At 69.8% G+C, this 16,869-nt stretch carries 19 protein-coding genes; 10 read left to right on the plus strand and 9 right to left on the minus strand.

Annotated elements, in window-relative coordinates; translation table 11 throughout:
• Positions 1–10: 10 nt before the first annotated feature.
• Positions 11–688 carry a DUF4286 family protein gene (locus tag NGJ44_RS17520; protein WP_251864733.1) on the minus strand — a complete coding sequence of 226 codons (678 nt, stop codon included), beginning with the start codon at positions 686–688 and terminating at the stop codon, positions 11–13.
• Between the two features lie 123 nt (positions 689–811).
• Positions 812–1,723, minus strand: coding sequence for a LysR family transcriptional regulator (locus NGJ44_RS17525; RefSeq protein ID WP_053246819.1), 912 nt, complete (start codon positions 1,721–1,723; stop codon positions 812–814).
• 314 nt (positions 1,724–2,037) lie between these two features.
• Between NGJ44_RS17525 and NGJ44_RS17530 the strand changes: the two genes are divergently transcribed.
• Genes NGJ44_RS17530 through NGJ44_RS17555 form a run of 6 tightly spaced genes read left to right on the plus strand, consistent with a single transcriptional unit; the run spans position 2,038 to position 7,049 of the window.
• Entirely contained in the window at positions 2,038–3,045 is a 1,008-nt protein-coding gene (locus NGJ44_RS17530; RefSeq protein WP_251864793.1) for an ABC transporter substrate-binding protein, read from the plus strand.
• Positions 3,046–3,048: 3 nt separating this feature from the next.
• A complete protein-coding gene (locus tag NGJ44_RS17535) occupies positions 3,049–3,834 on the plus strand; it encodes an ABC transporter permease (RefSeq protein WP_251864734.1) in 786 nt (261 codons plus the stop codon).
• Between the two features lies 1 nt (position 3,835).
• Complete coding sequence (locus NGJ44_RS17540; RefSeq protein ID WP_251864735.1) at positions 3,836–4,657, plus strand: ABC transporter ATP-binding protein; 822 nt, start codon at positions 3,836–3,838, stop codon at positions 4,655–4,657.
• A gap of 35 nt (positions 4,658–4,692) precedes the next feature.
• Positions 4,693–4,875, plus strand: a complete 183-nt coding sequence (locus NGJ44_RS17545; protein WP_251864736.1) for a DUF4089 domain-containing protein — start codon at positions 4,693–4,695, stop codon at positions 4,873–4,875.
• Positions 4,872–6,260 carry an AtzE family amidohydrolase gene (locus NGJ44_RS17550; protein ID WP_251864737.1) on the plus strand — a complete coding sequence of 463 codons (1,389 nt, stop codon included), beginning with the start codon at positions 4,872–4,874 and terminating at the stop codon, positions 6,258–6,260. The genes NGJ44_RS17545 and NGJ44_RS17550 overlap by 4 nt, the downstream gene beginning before the upstream one ends.
• Before the next feature lie 45 nt (positions 6,261–6,305).
• On the plus strand, positions 6,306–7,049 hold the full coding sequence (locus NGJ44_RS17555; protein WP_251864738.1) for a GntR family transcriptional regulator: 744 nt from the start codon (positions 6,306–6,308) through the stop codon (positions 7,047–7,049).
• A gap of 40 nt (positions 7,050–7,089) precedes the next feature.
• Here NGJ44_RS17555 and NGJ44_RS17560 read toward each other — a convergent pair whose 3' ends face one another.
• A complete protein-coding gene (locus tag NGJ44_RS17560) occupies positions 7,090–7,629 on the minus strand; it encodes an antibiotic biosynthesis monooxygenase (protein ID WP_251864739.1) in 540 nt (179 codons plus the stop codon).
• 288 nt (positions 7,630–7,917) lie between these two features.
• Here NGJ44_RS17560 and NGJ44_RS17565 point away from each other — a divergent pair, with 288 nt between their 5' ends.
• The gene (locus tag NGJ44_RS17565) at positions 7,918–8,472 is read left to right on the plus strand and encodes an NADPH-dependent FMN reductase (RefSeq protein WP_053246769.1); all 555 of its coding nucleotides are present in this window, start codon (positions 7,918–7,920) and stop codon (positions 8,470–8,472) included.
• A 992-nt stretch (positions 8,473–9,464) separates the two neighbouring features.
• On the opposite strand, the gene NGJ44_RS17570 is transcribed toward NGJ44_RS17565, so the two are convergent.
• Complete coding sequence (locus NGJ44_RS17570; RefSeq protein WP_053246768.1) at positions 9,465–9,680, minus strand: dodecin; 216 nt, start codon at positions 9,678–9,680, stop codon at positions 9,465–9,467.
• 184 nt (positions 9,681–9,864) lie between these two features.
• On the opposite strand from NGJ44_RS17570, the gene NGJ44_RS17575 reads away from it, so the two are divergent.
• On the plus strand, positions 9,865–10,377 hold the full coding sequence (locus tag NGJ44_RS17575; RefSeq protein WP_251864740.1) for a DUF6496 domain-containing protein: 513 nt from the start codon (positions 9,865–9,867) through the stop codon (positions 10,375–10,377).
• Between the two features lies 1 nt (position 10,378).
• Here the strand turns inward: NGJ44_RS17575 and NGJ44_RS17580 are convergent, their stop codons facing one another.
• A complete protein-coding gene (locus NGJ44_RS17580) occupies positions 10,379–11,296 on the minus strand; it encodes a LysR family transcriptional regulator (protein ID WP_251864741.1) in 918 nt (305 codons plus the stop codon).
• A 119-nt stretch (positions 11,297–11,415) separates the two neighbouring features.
• On the opposite strand from NGJ44_RS17580, the gene NGJ44_RS17585 reads away from it, so the two are divergent.
• Entirely contained in the window at positions 11,416–12,210 is a 795-nt protein-coding gene (locus tag NGJ44_RS17585; protein WP_251864742.1) for an SDR family NAD(P)-dependent oxidoreductase, read from the plus strand.
• Between the two features lie 20 nt (positions 12,211–12,230).
• On the plus strand, positions 12,231–13,244 hold the full coding sequence (locus NGJ44_RS17590) for a zinc-binding alcohol dehydrogenase family protein (protein ID WP_251864744.1): 1,014 nt from the start codon (positions 12,231–12,233) through the stop codon (positions 13,242–13,244).
• A gap of 3 nt (positions 13,245–13,247) precedes the next feature.
• Here the strand turns inward: NGJ44_RS17590 and NGJ44_RS17595 are convergent, their stop codons facing one another.
• The 4 genes from NGJ44_RS17595 to NGJ44_RS17610 form a co-directional block, all read right to left on the minus strand.
• A complete protein-coding gene (locus NGJ44_RS17595; RefSeq protein ID WP_251864746.1) occupies positions 13,248–13,604 on the minus strand; it encodes a hypothetical protein in 357 nt (118 codons plus the stop codon).
• A gap of 78 nt (positions 13,605–13,682) precedes the next feature.
• Positions 13,683–14,585, minus strand: coding sequence for an aldose 1-epimerase (locus NGJ44_RS17600; RefSeq protein WP_251864748.1), 903 nt, complete (start codon positions 14,583–14,585; stop codon positions 13,683–13,685).
• A gap of 106 nt (positions 14,586–14,691) precedes the next feature.
• Positions 14,692–15,903 (minus strand): CaiB/BaiF CoA transferase family protein, encoded by a 1,212-nt coding sequence (locus NGJ44_RS17605; protein ID WP_251864750.1) that lies wholly within the window; start codon positions 15,901–15,903, stop codon positions 14,692–14,694.
• A gap of 30 nt (positions 15,904–15,933) precedes the next feature.
• Entirely contained in the window at positions 15,934–16,803 is an 870-nt protein-coding gene (locus NGJ44_RS17610) for an enoyl-CoA hydratase/isomerase family protein (protein WP_251864752.1), read from the minus strand.
• Positions 16,804–16,869 lie beyond the last annotated feature (66 nt).

A 16,869-nucleotide genomic window follows, 5' to 3' on the forward strand; every position in this document is an offset into this window, starting at 1 on the left:
GGCGCCGGCGTCAGCGCAGGTCGGCCGCGTTGAGCTTCCAGCCCAGCGCCATCAGCCACGCGTCGGCGGCGCGCGCGCCCAGCGTCTCGCGCGCCCGGGCGCGCAGCGCCCGCGCGGCGGCCTCGGTGCCGGCCTCGATGACGAAAATCGGATCGAGCCTGCGGTTCTCCGGCGACTCGCGCGGCAGCGGCGTGCTCAGGGACGCGTCGGGCGTCAGCAGATACGCATGGACGAAACCGTCGATCTCCGCCAGGGCCGCGCCCAGCGCCTGGGCCTGCGCCTGCAGCGCGTCGTCGGAAGCGGCCAGCGGCAGCACCGCGAGATGGCTGCCGCTGCCCATGCCGGTTTGCGCCGTCACGGCGCAGACGCGTCGCATGGGATCGCGCATGCGGTCCAGGTTGGCCACCGACCACGGCGTCTGGCGCTGGAACGCGGCGCGGTAGGCGTCGGAAGTGAAGGCGTCCAGCGACCGGGTCAGGTACAGGCCGAGGTATTTGCGGCCGCCTTCCAGCGAGAAATAGCGGGCGCCGGACAGGAAGCCCGGAATGCGCACGCGCTCTTCGACGTGCTCGCGGTCGTACCAGCGGTTGAAATCGCGCTCGTCGGCGGCCGGGTCCAGGTCGCAGGCCACGAACAGCATGCCTTGCGGTCGCGGCGGCGAGGACGGGGAATTGACGGTATGGCTCATGGAATGAAGTGGCGGTCCTGCGTTGACGAAAGACCTCATCTTCGATCCGGGGCGCGCTTCGGACAAACGAGTTATTTTTTGTCCGCGGCAACAGAATTACTGAAAGCCATCTAGGGGATAACACTATTGCGCGGAACCGAAATCCGGCTCCCGCACCGACGAGGTGAACTGATCCGAGGCCCGGCACGCCATTTCCGCCACCAGCCGGATCGCGTCCGACCCCGCGCCCTCCAGATAGCTGACCACCAGCAGTTGCGGCGGCACGATCACGTCGCTGCGTATGACCTGCACCTCGCCGCGCGCCACGTATTCGTAGATGGGCGGCAGCGGCACCAGGGCGCGGCCGAAACCGCCGCGCACCAGGCGCGCCAGCGCCGAGATCGAACTCACGCAATGCACCTTGCCCAGCGGGATGCCCGCCTCGCGAAACAGCGCCTTCAGGGCCTCGTGCGGCTGCGAGCCCGGGCTCATGGTCAGCACGGGCTCGGCGAGCAGTTGCCTCACGGGCAGGAAAGCCTCGTCGCCCGCCGGGCCCACCCAGCCCATTTCCATGGGCAGGCACGGCGTGCTGATGATGCCTGCGCCGCTGAGATGGTCGGTCTGCAGGGCGATGTCCAGCGTGCCTTCGCGCAGCCCGCGATGCAGGGCGCGCGTGGTTTCCGAGGTGAGCTGGACCTCGATGCCCGGGTAGGTGGAGCGCAGGTTCGTGAGAAAGCCGATCAGCCAGGTGTGCACCACCGTCTCGATGGCGCCGATGCGCACCAGCCCGAACACCTCGTCGCCACGCCTGCCCAGCGACAGGATCTGCTGCCGCAGCTCCAGCAGGCGCTCGCCGTAGTCCAGCAGGCGCGTGCCGACCGCGGTGAGCCGCAGTTCCTTGGCATCGCGCTCGAACAGGCGCGCGCCGATGTCCTCTTCGAGCGAGGCGATGCGGTTGGCCACCGCCGCCTGGGTGATGTGCAGCCGGTCGCTGGCGGCGCGGAAACTGCCCAGCCTGGCCGACCACAGGAATGCTTCGACAAAACGCGTATTCATTGCTTCACACCATCGCGCGGGCGCCCGCCCCGAAACGGCGGACGCCGGTTTCCGGGGGCACTGCCCCGGCGATTTCTGCATCCTAACCCGTCCGCCCGGCGCGCGGGGCCGGCCGCGCCAGGCCCCGGGGTCGCGTCCCCTCCGGCGGTGCGCCGCGCACTGTTTTGGGTCGCCGGCGGCACCACGCTGAGGCTGGGCCCGCGGGCCGGGGCTGGGGCCCGGCCGTGCATGGGGTTGGCACGGGTCTTGCTTGAAGAGGCTGGTATGCAAGCTTGTCCACAAGACTCTTCGACACCGCCGACCAGGAGCTTTCCATGATTCACCGCAACGCGCCCTTCGCCTTCAACGCCACCCGCCGCAAGCTGATCCAGGGCGCCGCCCTGGGCGCGGCGACACTGGCCGCCCCGGCGCTGGCGCGGGCGCAGGCCGGCCCCGCCATCCGCATCGGCTTCTGGCCCGTGGCCGCCGGCCTGCCCTTTTACGCGGCCATCGAAAAGGGCTACTTCAAGGAGGCCGGCCTCAACGTCGAACCGCTGAAATTCGCCGGCGCCCAGCAGGTCATGGAAGCCATGCTGTCCGGGCGCGCGGACGGCAGCGCCAACGGCACCGGCTCGGCCAACCTGGCCATCGGCGAAATCGCGTCTCCCGGGCTGTTCAAGATCTTCGCGTCCAACCCCAGCAACGCCAAGTACGTGCTGGACGAGTTCATCGTCGCCAAGGACAGCCCCATCCGATCCATCGCAGACCTCAAGGGGAAAAAGGTCGGTTCTGGTCCCGGCATCCAGAATTCCACGCTGGCCAAAGCAGTGCTGGAGCGCGCCGGCGCAACCGGGGCGACCGTGGTCGAGCTGGCGATCAGCCAGCACGTGGCCGCGGTCGCCGCCGGCCAGCTGGACGCATGCTACACGCTCGAACCCACGGGCACGGTGGGCCGCCTGAACGGCGCCACGCGCGTGCTGGAGGCGGGCGTGATCGCGAAATACGTGCTGGGCGACCCGATGGCGCCGTGGTTCGGCGGCTCGGCCTCGCTCACCACGGCCTTCCTGAAGAAGCATCCCGAAGAAAGCCGGAAATTCATCGCCGCCTACGCGCGCGGCATCGAACTGGTGCGCAACAAGCCGCACGAGGCGCGCCCGTTCCTCAAGGGCTACACCGCCATCGAAGGCCCCATGACCGAGGAGGTGCCGCTGGCCGCCTACACGCTTTACAGCGAGTTCACCGAATCGGACGTGCGGTACTTCCAGAAGTTCTTCGACCTCTTCGCCGACAAGGGCGTCTTTGCCGGCAAGGTCGACGTTTCCTCCATGCTCTACAAGGGCTGACCGATGAACGCAGGCATCGCCAAACCGCCGCGCCGGTTCAATGCCGGCCGCTGGCTGCCGCTGGCCGGCCCGCTGGCCCTCTTCGTGGTCTGGGACCTGACGCTGCGGCTGCAGCTCGTGAGCCCGGTGCTGCTGCCCACGCCCGCCGCCACGCTCGCCGCGCTGGCCCGCGGCATGGCGGGCGGCCCGCTGCTGTGGGACTTCCTGGCGTCGGTCAACCGGACCCTGCAGGCTTTCGTGATCGCCGCCGTGATCGGCGTGCCGCTGGGCGTGGTGCTGGGCAGCAACGAGAAGGCCTACCGCAGCGTGGAGTTCCTGGTGGATTTCTTCCGCTCCACGCCCTCTTCCGCGCTGATACCGCTCTTCCTGATGATCTTCGGCGTGACCGACATGAACAAGATCGCCATCGCCGCCTTCGCCGCGGTGCTGGTGATCCTGTTCAACAGCGCCTATGGCGTCATCAACGCCCGCAAGCAGCGCGTGATGGCCGCGCGCGTCATGGGCGCGTCGCGCTGGCAGATCTTCAAGGACGTGCTGATCTGGGAAAGCCTGCAGCCGACCTTCGTGGGCCTGCGCAGCGGCGTCTCCATGGCGCTGGTGATCGTGATCGTGGCCGAGATGTTCATCGGTTCTGACACGGGGCTGGGCAACCGCATCATCAACGCCCAGCAGGTGCTCAACGTGCGCGACATGTACGCCTCCATCCTGGCGGCCGGCGCGCTGGGCTACGTACTCAACATTCTCTTTCTCGTGCTCGAAAAGCGCGTGGTCCACTGGAGCGGCCGCTGACATGTCCACCGTCCTCAACCCCGTCATCGCGCCCGCGCCCGCCGCCGCGCCGTTCCGGCCGGGCCCGCTGGGCACCCACATCACCATCCGCGGCCTGACCAAGCATTTCGCGGGCTGGCCGCTGTACGAGAACTTCGACCTGGACATACCCAAGGGCAAGATCGTCTCGGTGTTCGGCCCCAACGGCTGCGGCAAGTCCACGCTCATCAACATGATCGCGGGGCTCGTCCCCATCGACGCGGGCGAGATCCTGTTCGACGGCAAATCGCTGGCGCAGACCAAGATCGGCTACGTGTTTCAGAACTACCGCGAGGCGCTTTTTCCGTGGCTGCGCACCATCGACAACATTGCCTACCCGCTGCGCCTGGAGGGGCGAAGCAAGGCCGAGGTGGACGCGCGCGTGCAGGAGCTGGTGGCCTCGTTCGACGTCAAGTTCGATCTCAGACGCTATCCGTACGAGCTGTCGGGCGGACAGCAGCAGACCGCCTCCATCATGCGCGCGCTGGCGCCCGGACCCGAGGTGCTGTTCCTCGATGAGCCCTTCTCCGCGCTCGATTTCGAGATGACCCTTTTCATCCGCGAAAAGCTGCAGGAAGTGTTCATGCAGACCGGCACGACCATGCTGCTGGTTTCGCACGACCTCGAAGAGGCCGTGTACCTGGCCGACCAGATCCTGCTGCTCACCAAGCGCCCGACTCGGGTGGCGGAGATCCTGGACTACGCCGACGCGCGGCCGCGCACGGTGGAAACGCTGTCCGAACCCGGCTTCGTCCGCATGAAGAAGCTGAGCCTGGAGATCTTCCAGCGCGAAGTCCGCAAATAGACCGCAAAGACCTTTGAACATCCAGGGAGCCCGGCATGACCCAGGAAACCATCGACCAGTATGTGCGCACCGCGCTGGCCCTCGCCGGCTACGCGCTGCGCGACTCCGCCGAAGCGGAAGTGGCGCTGCAATTCGCGCGCATCCACGACATCGCCTCGGTCTTCGTGGACGAGGCGCTGCCCGTGGAGCTGGAATCGGCGTCGGTGTTCCGCCCGTGACCGGCCCCGCCCTCGATATCGCCCGCCAGGTGCGCAGCGGCGAACGCAGCGCCGTTGCGGTGCTGGACGCCACGCTGGCCCGCATCCGCGAGCGCGACCCGCGCTACAACTGCTTTACCGAAATCACGGAGCAACGCGCCCGGCAGGAAGCGGCCGCCATCGACGCGCTGCGCGCCGGCGGCGCGCCGCTGCCGCCGCTGGCCGGCGTGCCCTACGCCGTCAAGAATCTGTTCGACATCGCCGACGTGACCACGCTGGCCGGCGGCAAGGTCAACGCCGCCAACCCGCCGGCCGCCCAAGACGCCGTGCTGGTGCGGCGCATGCGCGCGGCCGGCGCGGTGCTGGTGGGTGCGCTCAACATGGATGAGCATGCTTACGGCTTCACCACCGAGAACACGCACTACGGCGCCTGCCGCAATCCGCACGATCCCGGCCGCATCGCGGGCGGCTCGTCGGGCGGCAGCGCGGCCGCGGTGGCCGGCGGCCTGGTTCCGCTGACGCTGGGCTCGGACACCAACGGATCCATCCGCGTGCCCGCCTCGCTGTGCGGCGTGTTCGGCCTGAAGCCCACTTTCGGGCGCCTGCCGCGCACCGGCAGTTTCCCTTTCGTGGGCGACCTCGATCATCTCGGCCCTTTTGCCGCCAGCGCGGCCGACCTGGCCGCGGCCTACGATGCGCTGCAGGGCCCCGATGATCGCGATCCGGCCTGCGCGCCGCGCGCCGCGGACCCCGCGCTGCCCGACGTGACCGACGCGGACCGCCCCCTGCGTGTGGCCGTGCTGGAAGGCTACTTCGACCACTGGGCGGGCGAGCAAGCCCGGCGCGCGGTGCGGCTGGCGGCCGAGGCGCTGGGCTCGTCGGACAGCGTGGAATTCGCCGCCGCCGCCCAGGCCCGCGCGGCGGCTTTCGTCATTACCGCCGCGCAGGGCGGCGCCCTGCACCGGCGCCGGCTGATCACGCACTATGACTACTACGAGCCGCATTCCCGCGACCGGCTGGTGGCCGGCAGCCTGGTGCCTGCCGACTGGGTGCAGCAGGCCCAGCGCGTGCGCCATCGCGCCAGCCAGGAGGCGCGTGCGCTGTTCCGGCGCTACGACGTGCTGCTCGCGCCGGCCACCCCGGTGCCGGCCACGCCCCTGGGCGCGCAATGGCTGGAGCTGGCAGGCGGCCGGCTGCCCGCGCGCGCGGGCATGGGCCTGCTCACGCAGCCGATTTCCTGCGTGGGCCTGCCCGTCTGCGCCGCCCCGGTGTGGCCCGGAACGGGCCTGCAGGCCCATCTTCCGATAGGCGTGCAGCTCATCGCCGCCCCGTGGCGCGAAGCCGACTGCCTGCTGGCCGCGCGCCGGCTCGAACAGGCGGGCGTTGCCCGCGCGCGCCCCGCCTGACGAACCCTGCCCCTATTCCGAACCGACGATTACCGAGGCATCGACATGACTACCGCCTTCGCCGTTATCGACACCCCGCGCACGCTGGCCGACGCCGCATACGGCGCGCTCAAGCGCGACATCCTGGATTTCCGCCTCGCCCCCGGCGACCGCTTCACCGAAACCGAAATCGCCGAACGCCTGCAGGTCAGCCGCACGCCGGTGCGCGAGGCGCTGTTCCGGCTGGAGCGCGAGGGCTATCTGGAAGTCCGCCAGCGCAACGGGTGGCTGGTCAGACCGCTGGATTTCGACACGCTGGATCATTTCTACCAGTTGCGCTGCGTGCTGGAAGCCGCGGCCGTGCGCATCCTGTGCGCGTCCGGTCCGGTGTCCGGTCCGGTGTCCGGTGCGGCCGGCGCCGCGGCCCCGGACCCGCGGCGGGCCCTGGCGCCGCTGGCCGACATCTGGCTGGTGGACCCAGGCGACCGCTCCGCCAATGCGGAATGGCTGGCCGACCTCGATGAACGCTTTCACATCGGGCTGGTGGCCGCGGCGGGCAATCCCGAGATCGCCCGCGTGCATCGCGCCGCCACCGAGCGCATCCGCATCGTGCGCCGGCTGGACTTCACCCAGCCCGAACGCATCGACAAGACCTACGAAGAACACGGCGCCATCCTGCGCGCCGTGATGGCGGGCGAAGCCGAACAGGCCGCGCGCCTGCTCGAGGCCCACATCCGCGAAAGCCAGGAGGCCGTGCGCAAGATCACCCTGCACCGGCTCTATTCCGCGCGCCGGGCGCGGGCGGCATGAGCCAGCCGGAGGCGCCCCCGGCGGAGCGCCCCGGCGCGGCTCATTCCGGCCGCAGCCAGCGGTGCAGCGCGCGCGTGACCAGCGGAATGCAGATGAAAGACAGGATGGGCGTGAGGACCAGCGTGGTGAGCAGCACCCGCCAGAACACCGGCAGCGCGCTCAAGTGATCGCTGGCCAGCACCGTGAACAGCAGCAGCATCGGGAAGTAGGCCAGCCAGATGCTCACGGCCTGCTTCCAGCGCGGCGGGGCGCTCTGCCGCGCGCCGAACCAGCTGTCCATGCCGCTCACGCGGCGTTCGCGGCTGGCCCGCACGAGCTGGGCTCCGCGCTCCAGCCACATGCGCCGGGGCAGCGACTTTTCCCAACGCGCGAGGCTGGCCTCGTCATTGAAGCGCAACACGATTTCGTACTGGTCGCCGCCCTCGGGCGGCTGCAGCACCCCGGAACCCAGGAAGCCCGGAAAGCCCGCCGCGAGGATCTCGCCCTGCCGCATCCACGAAAGAAAATCTCCGTAGCGTTCAGGCGCGATGTGACGGGTGACCAGCATGGTGACCGGGGCGGTGGCGGCAACGTGGGACATGAGGGAACTCCTGCAACGAAGCGGCCGGAAGCGGGTTGGCCGCCCTCTCTTCAAAGCAAACGGCATGCCAGCGCTGCGCCGGGCCGGCGCGCGCGGCGAACGGATGCGCCGCCGGGCCCGCGCACCGCGCCGCACACCATATCGGTGATTACCCCTAGATTGCGCGCCATCATGGTGCACGCCGGCCGGGCGCAGGCAGGCGCGCGCGGCGCCGGCGCCGTCATTGAGCCGTCCCGTTCCGGGGTCTACACTGTTTCTCCCTTCCCTGCCTCAAGGAGCATTCGCCTCATGAGCACCTACAAGATCGCCGTCTTCGTCGGCAGCCTGCGCGCCGCCTCGATCAATCTGCGTCTGGCCCGCGCGCTCGAAAAGCTGATGCCCGCCGACTTCAAGCTGGAATACGCGAGCCTGGGCGACCTGCCCCTTTACAACCAGGACAACGAAAACAACCCGCCCCCGCCCGTGGTCAAGCTCAAGCAACTGATCGCCGACGCGCAAGGCATCCTTTTCGTGTCTCCCGAGCACAACCGCTCCCTGCCCGCCGCGCTCAAGAACGCCATCGACTGGGGCACGCGCCCGTGGGGCCAGAACTCGTGGGCGGGCAAGGCCGCCGGCATCCTCGGCGCCTCGCCCAGCGCGGCCGGCACCGCCATGATGCAGCAACACCTGCGCAACATTCTTGCCGCCGAAGGCGTCAGCGTGCTGAGCACCCCCGAAGTCTTCATCCAGTTCGGCGAAGGGCTGGTGGATGACCAGTACAACATCACCAACGAAGGCACGCGCAAGTTCCTGCAGGGCTGGGTGGACCGCTATGTGGCCTGGATCAGGAAGTTCAACGACTGACGCCGCGAAGCTGGCGAGGCGCGGCCGGCGAGGCGCGGCCGGCCAGGCGCGCCCCCGTCCGCCGGCGCCTCCCAGCCCCTTGCCCCGGCAGGGCCGGGGCGCTGCAGGTTGCCGGAAGCGCGAAAATCGGTCTGCTTGCCGTCGCTGCAGAACGGTGGCAACCCGGAAGACGATTGCCCGCGCGGATCGTGCTGTTGATAGCCCCACGCCCGCGGTCGCCAGCGTGGCCGGCGTCAGGCCGGCCTTCAGCACGCCATAAAGCACGCTCTTATTCTGTTTGTCGTGGCCGATATAGGTATTGCCTTGCTCATCGCAGCCACGAAGCGTCCGCGCGCGCGACATGCCGGCGGCATTGATCGGGCCGCCCATATCCAGCTCGCCGCGCCCGCGCTTATCCCCGCCCGCTGTGGAGAAGCATGAGGACAGCCTTGGGGAAGCTGGAAAAAACCCAATGCCGCCAGGCACTTGCGGAACCCGGTCAAAAACTGCGCACCCGGGCGCCCGGGTGCGCAACGGCCCGGATCCGCCCGGACTTATCCACGGACGGCCGGCCGCAGAGCCTGGAATGCGCCGATGCGCCCGCCTTGTCCCCGTCTTTTGTGGACAAGCATGAGGACAGTCTGAGGGCAGCATGAAAATTCCCTTGCCGATCAAGGCACTGCGGGCGCTGGTCAAGAAAGGAGCACGCGCCGTTCCCGGCCGGCCGGTTGTCCCCGGCAAATGTGGATAAGGCTGAGGACAGCATGCGGGCAGGTCGGAAATATCCTTGCATGCCAATGACTTGCGGCGCGCGGGCAAGAAAGGCGCAGCAATGGAGCGCCCGCGGACCACGGAAGATCCGCCGTGCCGGCCGGCGTCGGGCGCGCGCCGCTCATCCACAGCGCATGTGGACAAGGCTCTGAACAGTGCGCTAACAAGCGGAAATTTTCCTTTCCCGTCAGGCACTTGCGGGCTCCGCTCAAAAAATGAGCGGCGCCCGCGCGCGGCGCGCGCTATTCGTTTCCTTCGAGGCGCATGCCGATCTTCAGGCCCACCTGCCAGTGCGCGACCTTGCCGTCCTTGATGTGGCCGCGCACTTCCGTGACTTCGAACCAGTCCAGGTTGCGCAGGGTTTCCGAAGCGCGCGCGATGGCCCGGGCAATCGCGTCATCGGTGGACGTCGTGGAAGAGCCCACCAGCTCGATCTGCTTGTACACGTGATTCGTCATCGCTCGTCTCCGTTGTGGTGAGGAAAAACCGGGAACGGCCCGCCGGGTGCTGACGCTTACGACCGGCAATCCATTCGTACACACAGCATACGCGCGCGGCGCTATGGTGGTGTTACGAGTTCCGTCGCGGCGTGACGCCGCGGCGATCCGTTCTCGCAACCGCAAGCAAGCCAAGGAGATCGTCATGCCTGAACGCAAGACCCTGGAGCGAGCCGCGCGCGACAAGAAGCAAGGAAAATCGGCGTCCACCCAGGCGGGGGAATTCGTGCGCGAGGAGATCGACCGCGTGCGCGCCGGCAAGCACGGTGTCAAATCCACCAAGCAGGCCATCGCCATCGGGCTCTCGAAAGCGCGGCGCGCCGGCGTGGACGTGCCCGCCTCCAAGAGCGCCAGCTCCGCCACGCGCCGCAAGGCCGAACAGGACAAGCGCGCCAGCCGCGATGGACACGCCAAGTCTTCCACCCGTTCCCAAGCCACCACCAAGGCGCTGAAGAAGGAAAGCGGCGCACCCGTTTCGCGCGGCGCGCTGTCGCGCCAGGCCAGCCGCGCCGCCGCCAAGCGCACGGCGGCCGACCGTTCGGCCGCGGCGCGCAAGGCGGCCCGCACCAAGGGCGCGGCCGGACGCTCGGCGGCGGCCAAGAAAGCCGCCCGCACGCGGGCCGCGAACCGCGCCGCCGCGGCGCACGCGCACCACTGAGTCAGACGCCCGCGCCGTCTTCCGCGTCGAAAGCCTGGAAACGCTCGCGCAGATAATCGCGCAGCCGCTTGACGGCCGGAGACAGCAGCATGCGGTGCACGCACAGCAGGTAGACCGGCGAAGGCTCGGTGCCGTAGCCGGGCAGCAGCGGCACCAGACGGCCGGCGCGCAGGTCGGCCAGCACGTCGAAACGCGACTTGTAGGCCACGCCCCGGCCGGCCAGCGCCCAGCGGCGCACCAGCTCGCCGTCGTCGCCCGCCCGGTCGCCCTGCACGGGCACGGTCAGCGGCGCGCCGTCGCGCTCGAAGCGCCAGCGGTCGTGCAGGGTTTCGCCCAGCACGAAGGACAGGCAGTTGTGCCGCCGCAGGTCGGCGGGCGTGCGCGGCACGCCGTGGCGCTGCAGGTAGGCGGGCGAGGCGCACACCACGCGGCGGTTGTGCTCGGCCACCGGCAGCGCCACCAGGCTGGAATCGTCGGGCGTGCCGTAGCGCACCGCCAGGTCCACCGGCTGCCGGTAGAGGTCGGCCAGGCGGTCGCTGATGCGCACCTGGAAATGCACGCGCGGATGGCGCGCCTGGAATTCGTCCAGCCACGGCAGCAGCACGTTGCGGCCCAGGTCCGACGGCACCGAAACCGACAGCGTGCCGCCCACCGCGGTCTTGTCCCGGGCCAGCGCGTTGCGGCCCGCCTCCAGCGCCGCGAGCGCGGCGCGCGCGTGCTCCAGGTAGCGCTCGCCGTCCGCGGTAAGCCGGATGCTGCGCGTGGAACGCACGAAGAGCCGCGCGTCCACCGCCGCCTCCAGCCGCTTGAGCGCGGCGCTGGCCACCGCCGGCGTCACGTCGAGTTCGCGGGCCGCGGCCGAGAAGCCGCCCAGGTCGGCCGCCGCCACGAAAATGCGCAGGTCGTCGAAACGGACCATGGATCTATTTTCAAAAATCCGTTGAAACTGACTGCGATGCTAGCGGGTTTTTCCGCTGCCGGACATGGGCAATCATGCGGCCATACCCGTTTTCCCTTTTCTCTTTCAGGAGTCCTCGCATGAAAATCGAACTCAACGGCAAGAAGGCGCTGGTGACCGGTTCGTCGGGCGGCATCGGCCTGGCCATCGCGCAGGGCCTGGCCGAGGCGGGCGCCGAGGTAGTGCTGCATGGCCGCAACGCCGACAAGCTCGCCGCCGCGCGGGCCGCCGTCGCCAGCCGCCATCCCGGCGCGCGCCTCGGCACCGTGCAATCGGATCTCGCCACCGCCGACGGCGCCGCCGCCCTCTGCGCCGCCCATCCCGACGTGGACATCCTGGTCAACAACGCGGGCTACTTCGCGCCCAAGTCCTTCACCGAGATCACCGACGACGATTGGCAATACATGCTGGACGTGAATGTGATGAGCGGCGTGCGGCTGTCGCGCCACTACCTGCCCCGCATGATGGCGGCCAACTGGGGGCGCATTGTCTTCATCTCCAGCGAATCGGCCCTGCAGATCCCGGCCGAGATGATCCACTACGGCGTGAGCAAGACCGCGCTGCTGGGCGTCTCGCGCGGGCTGGCCGAACTCACCGCCGGCACCGGCGTCACGGTCAACGCCGTGCTGCCCGGCCCCACGCGCTCCGAAGGCGTGGCCGGGTTCTTCGCCGAAATGGCCAGGGAGCAGAACGTGCCGCAGGCGCAGATGGAAAGCGACTTCATCGCCCGGCACCGGCCCAGTTCGCTGCTGCGCCGCCTGGCCACCGTGGAGGAAGTCGCCAACATGGTGGTCTACGCCTGCTCCGCGCAGGCCTCCGCCACCAACGGCGCCGCGCTGCGCGTGGACGGCGGCGTGGTGCGTTCGATCGCCTGAACCCTCATGCATCCGAGCCCATGAAAGCCATCGCCTATTATCGCAACCTGCCCGCCGCCGATCCCGAGTCGCTGCAGGACGTCACCCTGCCCGACCCCGTGCCCGGCGAACGCGACCTGCTCGTCGAAGTGCGCGCCATCTCGGTCAACCCCGTGGACGTGAAAGTCCGCGCCAACCGCCGCCCCCGGGACGGCCGACCCGAAGTGCTGGGCTGGGACGCGGCCGGCGTGGTGCGCGCCGTGGGCGCGCGCGCCGGCCTCTTCAAGCCGGGCGACCGCGTGTACTATGCCGGCGCGCTGGACCGCCCCGGCGCCAATAGCGAACTGCACGTCGTCGACGAGCGCCTGGTGGGCCGCATGCCCGAAAGCCTGGACTATGCCCAGGCGGCCGCGCTGCCGCTCACCACCATTACCGCCTGGGAGCTGCTGTTCGACCGCCTGCGCGTGCTGGACAACGCGGCGCCCAGCCAGCGCAGCCTACTGGCGGTCGGCGCGGGCGGCGGCGTGGGCTCCATCCTGGTGCAGCTCGCGCGCCAGCTCACGGGCCTCACCGTCATCGGCACCGCCTCGCGCCCGCAAACCCGCCAATGGGTGCTGGACCTGGGCGCCCATCACGTCATCGACCACAGCCGGCCGCTGGCCTCCGAGCTGCGGCGCGGCGGGTTCGGCCAGGTGGACTTCATCGCCGGCCTGACCCAGACCGACCAGCACTTCGGCCAGATGGCCGAGGCCATCGCGCCCCAGGGCCGGATCGCGCTCATCGACGACCCCGGCGCCATCGACGTGCGCCTGCTCAAGAGCAAGGCCGCCTCGCTGCATTGGGAATTCATGTTCGCCCGCCCGTTGCACGGCACGCCCGACATGATCGCCCAGCACGGGTTGCTGGAGCAGACGGCGCGCCTGGTCGACGCCGGCCGGCTGCGCACCACGCTGGGCGAGCACTACGGCGCCATCAACGCCGCCAACCTGCGCCGCGCCCACGCCTTCCTCGAAAGCGGCAAGGCGCGCGGCAAGATCGTGCTGGAAGGGTTCTGAACCTCAGCCCCGGCCCTCGCGCCGGGCGCGCGCGTGGGGGTCGGCGATCTCGGCTTCGATCTCGGCGATGAGCCAGTCGAACCACCCGCGCTCGGCGCGCGCGTACACGGCCGCCGCCGGCGTCTTGCCGTCGCGCCAGCCCGGCTGGTGCGCGTCCATCCAGGCCGCCAGGCTCTTGTGCGGCGCCAGCAGCCCGGACAGCCAGGCCCAGACGTACTGGCCCATGCCGCGGCGCAGCCCCTGGGCGCTGGCGTATATCGCGGGCTCCAGCGCGAGGCTGCCCGTGCGCGCCAGCCTCGCCTGAGTCCGGCGCAGGATTTCCGCGGCGGCCTGCAATTGTTCGGTGCTGAGCTTTTTCACGTCACGACTCCTACGACCTGTTGATACGTACCGGCGCGGATTATCGCCCGCCCTGCCCCGCCGCTCCAAGCGCGGCCTTCAGGCGGCGCGCCGCGACGGCTGCAGCGCCATCAACAGGGTCGCGCCGTAGCGCTCGCCCGGCTCCAGCACCCGCATGCCCGTGCGCGCCTGGCCCGCCGCCGCCAGGTTGAAGGCATCGGCCACCTGGGTGACCGGCTCCACGCAGAGAAAGTCCGCGCCGGGCGCGGCGTACACCACCAGATGCTCGAAGGCCGCATCGGCGTGCAGGGTCAGCGCGTGCCCGTCGTCCCAGTGCAGCGTGGCCTGGCCGCCCCACTGCGACAGATAGGTGTCGCAGCCTTCGGCGGACTGGCGCAGCTCGCGCACGTGCGTGGTTTCGCTGCCCGTGGCCAGGCCCTCGGCATCGGCCTGCCACCGGCGCCGGGCATGCAGCGTCACGCGCCGCGCGGTGAAATACGGATGGATGCCGAAGCCGAAAGGCATGGGCGTATCGCCCAGGTTGGCCATCTGCAGCGTCAGGCTCAGCCCGCGTCCGCCCAGCCGGTAGCGCTGCACGCACTCGAACGGCCACGGCCAGCCCAGCGGATCGTCCTCCGAGGCCAGCACCAGGTCCACCGACTCCGGCGACTGCGCGCGCACCGTCCAGGCGCGGTACAGGCCGCTGCCGTGGATGGCGTGCGGCCGGCCGGGCAGCGGCCGCAGCGCATGTTCCCGGCCCTCGAAAACGAAGCGCCCGTCGCGGATGCGGTTGGAATACGGAACCAGGGGATACGACCCGGCGCGCGGCCAGCGCGGCGCCGGCCATTGGGTTTCGGTTACCGGAACGATCCATTGATGCTCGCCCGTCGCCAGCCGCGTCAGGCGGCCGCCGGCCGCCGGTGCGAACTCCGCGCGGTGCGCGCCATAGGCGATGGAAACGCGCCCGGCGGCGTCCAGAATTTCGGGGATGGAAGTAGGCATAAGGCTCGTCGCGCGCAGGAAGACGGCGCGCCGCCGGCCGGCAAGCCGCCGCCCCGGGCGGACGCGCTGCCGCCATGATAGCAAGGCCGCGCGGTCCGGGCGCTGCCTATGCCGGCGCCCGGGCCGCGTCCTTCGACTCCGCCTGCCGGATCACCCCCTTGGACATCAGCCATTCGATCTGCTGCGCCGACAGGCCCGCCTCGCTCAACACCTCCAGCGTGCTCTGGCCGATCTCCTGCGGCGGCCGGCGATAGCTGGCCGGCGTGCGGCTGAGCTTGATGGGCGAGGCCACGGAGCGAAAGCCGTCCACCTCGGCCACCATGCCGCGATGCGCCGTGTGAGGATGGTCCAGCGCCTCGACCACGCTCTGGATCACGCCGCAAGGCACGCCCACCGACACCAGCTTGCGGAACAGCGTCTGCGCATCGAAGCCGCCGAAGGCGCGCTGCAGGTCCTGCTTGAGTTCGAAGCGATGCACGGCGCGTTGGGCGTTGGTGGCATAGCGCTCGTCCTGCGCCAGGTGCGCGTGGCCCACGGCCTCGCACAGGCGCTGGAACTGGTTGTTGTTGCCCACCGCCAGGTAGATGGGGTCCGTGGCGGTGGCGTAGGTGTCGTAGGGTGCGATATTGGGATGGCCGTTGCCGGAACGCAGCGGCGCCCGTCCGGTGAACAACGTGTTGATGGAATGCGGATAGAGGGAAAAGATGGCGCTGTCGTACAGCGCCGATTCCACCGACTGTCCCCTGCCGCTGCGCTCGCGCTCATGCAGCGCCATCAGGATGCCGATCACGGCGTTCAGCCCCGTGGTCACGTCCACGACGGGCACGCCCATGCGCGTGGGCACGCCGTCGGGGTCGCCGTTGATGCTCATGAGTCCGCTGAGCGCCTGCACCGCGGCGTCGTAACCCGGCAGCCCGCCCAGCGGGCCGGTGGCGCCGAAGCCGGTGACGCGGCAGTGGATCAGGCGCGGAAAGCGCCGGCTCAGCGTGTCTTCGTAGCCCATGCCCCAGCGCTCCAGCGTGCCTACCTTGAAGTTCTCGATGAGCACGTCGGCGTCGGCCAGCAGTTGCATCACCACGTCGCGTCCCTGCGGATCGGACACGTCGACGCACACGGTGCGTTTGTTGCGGTTGATGCCGGCAAAGTACGAAGCCATGCCCGCCTCGTTGAAGGGCGGCCCCCAGGTGCGGGTTTCGTCGCCCGCCGGCCCTTCCACCTTGATCACGTCCGCGCCATGGTCGCCCAGGATCTGGGCGCACAGCGGCCCGCCCAGCACGCGCGACATGTCCACGACTTTCAAACCGTCCAATGCTGCCATGATGTCTCCTTTTTTCGCGGCGCCCTGGCGCTATGCCAGATCCAGCGCCGACAGTTCCGCGGCCTCGTTCCAGCGGGCGGGCCGTTTTTCCCTGGCCGCGCTCACTCCTTCCAGGGCTTCCGTACGCATCTGCTGCGCGAACAGCTCGGACGCCGCGTCCAGGTAGCCGCACAGCGCGGCGTTGGATTCCAGGGGCGCCATGGGCAACTGCCCCAGCATGCGCTTGGTGCGCGCCGACGCCTGCGGCGCGGTGGCCAGAATGGATTCCAGCACCTGCCGCGTGAGCGCCGGCAGGGCCTGGTGCGATTCCGCCACGTGATCCAGCAGCCCGATGCGGCAGGCCTCGGCGGCATCGATGCGGCGTCCCGTGAGCATGAGCCGCCGGGCGGCGGGCAGCCCCAGCCGCGCGGCCACGAAGGGCAGGATCTGGCCTGGCACGAGCCCGATGGCCGTCTCGGGAAAACCGAACCGGGCCTCGGGCGATCCGATGGAAATGTCCACCGCGCACGCCAGCCCCGCGCCGCCGCCCATGGCCGCGCCCTGGACGCACGCCACCGTGACCTGCGGCACCTGGGTCAACCGGGTCAGGAACTCGCCGTAGCGCCGGTTGCCGGCCGCGATCGGATCCTTGCCGTCCGGCCCGGCCGCCGCCGCGAGCCGGTCGCCGAGGTTGCCCAGGTTGCCTCCCGCGCTGAACGCCGGCCCCGCGGCCGTGAACAGGATGACGCGCACCCCTCCCAGCGCGGACGCGCTCTCCACGGCCTCGCCCAGCGCCTGTACCATTTCCGCGCCCAGGGGATTCCGGGCGTCGCCCCGGTTCAGGTGGATCCGGAACACCGGCCCCACCCGCGAGGCGCGCACCCACGCTACGCTGTCTTTTTCTTCCATCTCGAACCTCATTCCAAAGAGCCGCCTACAATCGCGGCACAATACGGCGACAAGGGCACACGGGATACCTCATGCAAC

Origin of the sequence: Achromobacter sp. Marseille-Q4962 (assembly GCF_943737005.1) — a bacterium.
GTDB lineage: Bacteria > Pseudomonadota > Gammaproteobacteria > Burkholderiales > Burkholderiaceae_B > Achromobacter.